At 65.9% G+C, this 6,127-nt stretch carries 3 protein-coding genes, 1 tRNA gene and 1 pseudogene; 3 read left to right on the forward strand and 2 right to left on the reverse strand.

Annotation, left to right across the window (positions count from 1 at the left end):
• Both VGG53_RS04710 and VGG53_RS04715 read right to left on the reverse strand, forming a co-directional pair.
• A pseudogene (locus VGG53_RS04710) lies at nt 1-164 on the reverse strand (cyclodehydratase); the annotation flags it as partial.
• Nucleotides 165-211: 47 nt separating this feature from the next.
• Nucleotides 212-1,615 carry a zinc-dependent metalloprotease gene (locus VGG53_RS04715; protein ID WP_331516833.1) on the reverse strand — a complete coding sequence of 468 codons (1,404 nt, stop codon included), beginning with the start codon at nt 1,613-1,615 and terminating at the stop codon, nt 212-214.
• Nucleotides 1,616-1,695: 80 nt separating this feature from the next.
• Between VGG53_RS04715 and VGG53_RS04720 the strand changes: the two genes are divergently transcribed.
• The 3 genes from VGG53_RS04720 to VGG53_RS04730 all read left to right on the forward strand — a co-directional run bounded on the left by VGG53_RS04720 (nt 1,696) and on the right by VGG53_RS04730 (nt 5,987).
• Complete coding sequence (locus VGG53_RS04720) at nt 1,696-2,718, forward strand: PDZ domain-containing protein (RefSeq protein ID WP_331516834.1); 1,023 nt, start codon at nt 1,696-1,698, stop codon at nt 2,716-2,718.
• Between the two features lie 109 nt (nt 2,719-2,827).
• Nucleotides 2,828-5,797 carry a UPF0182 family protein gene (locus VGG53_RS04725; protein WP_331516835.1) on the forward strand — a complete coding sequence of 990 codons (2,970 nt, stop codon included), beginning with the start codon at nt 2,828-2,830 and terminating at the stop codon, nt 5,795-5,797.
• A 113-nt stretch (nt 5,798-5,910) separates the two neighbouring features.
• A tRNA-Met gene (locus tag VGG53_RS04730) sits at nt 5,911-5,987 on the forward strand.
• The last annotated feature ends 140 nt before the right edge of the window (nt 5,988-6,127 follow it).

Here is a 6,127-nt window from a genome sequence, read left to right on the forward strand (position 1 = left end):
ACCGGCGAATGCATGGCCCGCAATAGAACGGCCAGACCGGCGGCGCTCACGCCGCCCGGCGGATGGATCAGCACAGCGCGGCGCGGACCCCAGCCCACCTGTACGGCGCCGTCGGGACGCAGCAGCACCGGCAGCGCCGGGTCCAGCGCGTACAACGACGGCATGGGCTGCGCCATCCTGGCACTGTGCCACGGCGCCCAGGACCGACCGCTCAGCTATCCACAGCGCCAGAGCCGCCGTCGGCGTCGCCGCGGCCGGGATCGGTTCCTCGCTCGAATTCGGCGATGGCTTCGTCGATCCCGCTGGTGTCGCCGCCGATCGCGCGGTCGATGAAACCGGCCGGGTCATCGAGATCGTCGGACCCGGGCAGCAGGTCGGGATGCTGCCAGACCGCGTCGCGGTCGTCGACGCCGACAGCCTGGGTCAGTCGCTCCCAGAGCGCCGCGGCCTCGCGCAGCTTGCGCGGCCGCAGTTCCAGGCCCACCAGCGTGGCGAAGGTCTGCTCGGCCGGTCCGCCGGTGGCCCGGCGGCGGCGCAGCGTCTCGCCCAAGGCGTCCGCGCCGGGGATGCGATCGCCCAGCGCCGCAGTCACCACCGTCTGGACCCAACCCTCGATCAGCGCCAGCAGCGTCTCGAGCCGTTCCAGCGCCTGAGTCTGCTCCGGGGTGGCCTTGGGCTCGAACACCCCCTGGGTCAGCAGCTGCTCGACGGCGGCCGGATCATTCAGCGACGCCGGGTTGAAATCGCGGGCCAGCTCCTCGATTCCGTGCATGTCGATCTTCATGCCCCTGGCGTAGGCCTCGACGGCGCCGAGCAGCTGACTGGACAGCCACGGCACGTGACTGAACAGGCGGTGATGGGCGGCCTCACGCGCCGCCAGGAAGGTGACGATCTCACTGCGGGACTGCTCGAGGCCGTCGGCGAACGAGTCGATGGCGTCGGGCAGCAGCGCTGCAATTCCCTTGGGCCCCAACGGTAATCCGATGTCCGTCGACGTCAGTACTTCGCGGGCCAACCGCGCCAGCGCCTGGCCCAGCTGCGAGCCGAAGGCCATGCCGCCCATCTGCGACATCATCGACAGCAGCGGACCCGCCATGTTCTTGGCCTCGTCGGGCAGCGCCGACGCCCAGACCGTGGCGATCTGCTGGGCCATCGGATCGCACAGCCGCTTCCAGGTCTCCAGGGTGTTGTCCACCCAATCGTTGGGACTCCAGGCAACGGTTTTGGTGGTGCCGGCCGGCAGCGCGGTCACCCCGTCGAGCCAGGTCTCGGCGAGGTGAACGGCGTCGCTGAGTGCCTCGCGGGTGGCGACCGGGATGGGAGCCACGAATCCGATCGAGCTCGACGCCAGCTGGCGGGCCAGCTCATAGTTGACCGGGCCGGAGGACTGCCCGCCCGCCATGGCCGAGCCGGCCCCGCTGAACATCTGCCCGAGGCGAGTGAAGACCTGGCCGAGGTCGGCCACGTTGAAATCGGCGCCGAGGCCGCCCAGGCCGAATGGGTCAGCAGACCCCGAGCCGGACTCGGGGTCGTTCTCGGGGCGCTTGTCACGGTCCGGGTCGTCGCCGGCGGAGAACCCGAAAGGCACGTCAGCCATGTCGTCAACGGTACTCATCGGCAGCGCACGACGCGCGCCCCGCCGTCACGCTCTGAGTGAACCCGCCCGGCGTGACCCCTCCGTCTAGTGTTGGCGACGTGAACAGGCGGATTCTGACGCTGATCGTGGCGCTGGTCCCGATCGTGGTCTTCGGTGTGCTGCTCGCAGTGGTAACAGTGCCGTACGTGTCGCTGGGGCCCGGTCCCGCCTTCGACACGCTCGGCGCAGTCGACGGCAAGCAGGTCGTCGACATCAAAGGCACCCAGCTGCACCCGACCACGGGTCACCTGGACATGACGACGGTGTCCCAGCGTGACGGCCTCAGCCTGGCGGAGGCGCTGACGCTGTGGCTGTCCGGGCAGGAACAGCTGATGCCGCGCGATCTGGTCTACCCGGCCGGCACGTCGCGGGAAGACATCGACAAGGCCAACGACGCGGACTTCAAGGAATCCGAGCACAACGCCGAGTTCGCGGCCCTGGGCTATCTGAAGTACCCGCAAGCGATCACGATCGTGACGCTGACCGACCCCGGGCCCTCGGTGGGCAAGCTGCAGGCCGGTGACGCCGTACAGGCGGTCGAGGGTAAGCCGGTGGCCACCGTCGAGCAGTTCACCTCGTTTCTGAAGACCACCAAACCCGGACAGCAGGTTGCGATCGACTTCCGCCGCAAGAATTCGCCGCCCGGGGTCGCCCACATCACCTTGGGCCATCACCCGAAAGGCGATTACGGCTTTGTCGGCGTCTCGGTGACGGACGCACCGTGGGCGCCGTTCGAAGTCGATTTCAACCTCGCCAATGTGGGCGGCCCCTCCGCCGGTCTGATGTTCAGCTTGGCGGTCATCGACAAACTCACCACCGGCAGCCTTGCCGGCTCGAAGTTCGTAGCGGGCACCGGCACGATCAAGCCGGACGGGGAGGTGGGCCGGATCGGCGGGATCCTGCACAAGATGAGTGCGGCCCACGATGCCGGCGCGACGGTCTTTCTGGTGCCGGCCGACAACTGCTACGAGGCAAACTCCCAGAAAGTGCCCGGCCTGCAACTGGTCAAGGTGGACAACCTCGGTGCGGCAGTCGACGCGCTGCACAGCCTGGTCGCCGGTGGGCAGCCGCCGATTTGTTGACGCCCCGGGCTGATCAGAGCCGGGCAGATCAGACGGCGTGCGTACAGTTGTGAGACGTCAAGGACAACGGCCGACGGCCGGTGTCGAGACCGAGCAGGGAGCGTAGCAAGTGGGGATGCGGCCCGCCGCCAGGATGCCGAAGCTGACTCGACGCAGCCGGACTCTCATCGCGATAGCGCTGACCGTGATCGGCCTGCTGCTGATCGGCCCGCGACTGATCGACGCCTACGTCGACTGGCTCTGGTTCGGCGAGCTGGGCTACCGATCGGTGTTCACCACCGTGCTGGTGACCCGGCTGATCGTGTTCATCGTGATCGGGCTGCTGGTCGGCGGCATCGTGTTCGCCGCTATGGCGATGGCCTACCGCACCCGGCCGGTATTCGTCCCGAGCAACGGCAGTGATCCGGTGGCGCGGTATCGCACCGTGGTGATGGCGAGGCTGCGGGTCATCGGTGCCGGTGTGCCAGTCGCGATCGGCCTGCTCGCCGGCGTTGTCGCGCAGACCTATTGGGTGCGGATTCAGCTCTTCCTGCATGGCAGTGACTTCGGCATTCGTGATCCGCAGTTCGGTAAGGACCTCGGCTTCTACGCCTTCGATCTGCCGTTCTACCGGCTAGTGCTCAGTTTCTTCTTCGTGGCGCTGTTCCTCGCATTCGTAGCGAACCTGTTGGCGCACTACATTTTCGGCGGTATTCGGCTGTCCGGACGCACCGGGGCGTTGAGCCGCTCGGCGCGTATCCAGTTGATCAGCCTGGTCGGAACGCTGGTACTGCTCAAGGCGGTCGCCTACTGGCTGGACCGCTACGAGCTGCTGTCGCATACGCGGGCGGGCAAGCCGTTCACCGGGGCCGGATACACCGACATCAATGCTGTGCTGCCGGCCAAGCTGATCCTGCTGGCGATCGCGTTGATCTGTGCGGCGGCGGTCTTCTCGGCGGTTGTGCTGCGGGACTTGCGGATTCCAGCGATCGGACTGGTGTTGTTGCTGTTGTCCTCGATGATCGTCGGCGCCGGCTGGCCGTTGATCGTCGAGCAGATCAGCGTCAAACCCAACGCGGCGCAAAAGGAACGCGAATACATCAGCCGGAGCATCGCGGCGACCCGGCGAGCCTACGGCCTGACCGAGGACGTGGTGAGTTACCGCGACTACAGCGGCGACAGCCGGACCACCGCCGAGCAGGTGGCTTCTGACCGCGCCACCACCTCCAATATCAGGCTGCTGGACCCCACCATCATCAGCCCGGCATTCACGCAGTTCCAGCAGGGCAAGAACTTTTACTACTTCCCCGACCAGCTGTCCATCGACCGCTACCGCGATCGCAACGGCGATCTGCACGACTACGTCGTGGCCGCGCGCGAACTGAACCCGGATCATCTGATCGACAATCAGCGGGACTGGATCAACCGGCACACCGTCTTCACCCACGGCAACGGCTTCATCGCCTCACCGGCCAACACCGTGCGCGGTATTGCCAACGACCCCAATCAAAATGGCGGATATCCGGAGTTCATGGCCAACGTCGTCGGCGCCAACGGCAGTGTGATGTCGAACGGTCCCGCCCCGCTGGATCAACCGCGCGTCTACTACGGGCCGGTGATCGCCAGCACGCCTGCCGACTATGCGATCGTCGGACGCAACGGTGTGGACCGGGAATACGACTACGAGACCAACACCGAGACCAAGAACTACACCTACACCGGAAGCGGCGGGGTGCCGCTGGGCAGCTGGGTGTCGCGCAGCGTGTTCGCCGCGAAGTTCGCCGAGCGAAACTTCTTGTTCTCCAACGTGATCGGATCCAACAGTAAAATCCTGTTCAACCGCGACCCGGCTCAGCGGGTCGAGGCGGTGGCGCCGTGGTTGACCACCGACAGCAGTGTGTACCCGGCGATCGTCAACAAACGGCTGGTGTGGATCCTCGACGGTTACACCACGCTGGACAACTACCCCTACTCCGAGCTCACGTCGTTGTCGTCGGCCACCGCGGACTCGACTGAGGTGGCGTTCAACCGGTTGGCGCCCGACAAGCAGGTGTCGTACATCCGTAACTCGGTGAAGGCGACCGTCGACGCCTACGACGGCACAGTGACGCTGTACCAGCAGGACGAGCACGACCCGGTGCTCAAAGCGTGGATGAAGGTCTTTCCCGGGACCGTTAAGCCCAAGAGCGACATCACGTCCGAGCTGGCCGCCCATTTGCGCTATCCCGAAGACCTGTTCAAGGTGCAGCGGATGCTGCTGGCCAAGTATCACGTCAATGACCCGGTGACCTTCTTCTCCACATCGGACTTCTGGGATGTGCCGTTGGACCCCAATCCCACCGCGAGTAGTTACCAGCCGCCGTACTACATCGTCGCGAAAAACATTGCCAAGGACGACAACTCGGCGTCGTATCAGCTCATCAGCGCGATGAACAGGTTCAAACGCGACTATCTGGCCGCCTACATCAGCGCCAGTTCTGACCCGTCGACCTACGGCAAGATCACCGTGTTGACCATCCCCGGCCAGGTCAACGGACCCAAGTTGGCCAACAATGCGATCACCACCGATCCCGCTGTTTCGCAGGACCTTGGCGTGATCGGTCGCGACAACCAAAACCGGATCAAGTGGGGCAACCTGCTGACGCTGCCGGTCGCCCAGGGCGGGCTGCTGTATGTCGAGCCGGTGTACGCCTCACCCGGCACCAGCGACGTCGCGTCGTCGTATCCCCGCTTGATCCGCGTGGCGATGATGTACAACGACAAAATCGGCTACGGCCCGACGGTCGGTGATGCGCTGAACGGCCTGTTCGGACCGGGGGCCAGTGCGACGGCAGCCGGTCCTGCGCCCACCGAATCGGGCGCGCCCGCCAGCTCGCAGGGCGACCAGCGGCCGGCCAGCCCGCCGCCCCCGGCTAACGCGGTTGCACCCCCGCCCAGCGGTGCTGTCGGTCTGTCGCCGGCGAAGGCCGCCGCGCTCAAGGATGTCGAGACCGCGATGGGCGCGGCCCGCGATGCGCAGAAGTCTGGCGACTTCGCCGGCTACGGGTCCGCGCTGCAGCGCCTGGACGATGCGATCACCAAGTACAACAACACCAAGTAATCCGGGTCGCTGCGGCACGGGTTGAGCCCGCCTTCGCACTGACCGGGTGCCGACGCTGGTGGGGGAGCGATTTGGTGGCCTCGCGTGCGTTCGGTAACCTGGTATTCACCCGTCGCGGGGTGGAGCAGCTCGGTAGCTCGCTGGGCTCATAACCCAGAGGTCGCAGGTTCGAATCCTGTCCCCGCTACCACTGTCATGTCTCGGGACATCGTTGACAGGTGTCCCGAGACATGGTTTACACCTCCAGCCGGTTTTCTGGCGAGTTTCCGCATTTGACGCCGCGTGGTTGGTAGTCGCGGCTGGGGTCAAGGACCAGTTTGCGGATGAGGT

The sequence above is a fragment of the Mycobacterium sp. genome (assembly GCF_036490025.1).
In the GTDB taxonomy this organism is placed as follows: domain Bacteria; phylum Actinomycetota; class Actinomycetes; order Mycobacteriales; family Mycobacteriaceae; genus Mycobacterium.

Coding starts and splice junctions, on each gene's coding strand:
- VGG53_RS04715 (WP_331516833.1), bottom strand. CDS start 1,615: ATGAGTACCGTTGACGACATGGCTGACGTGCCTTTCGGGTTCTCCGCC.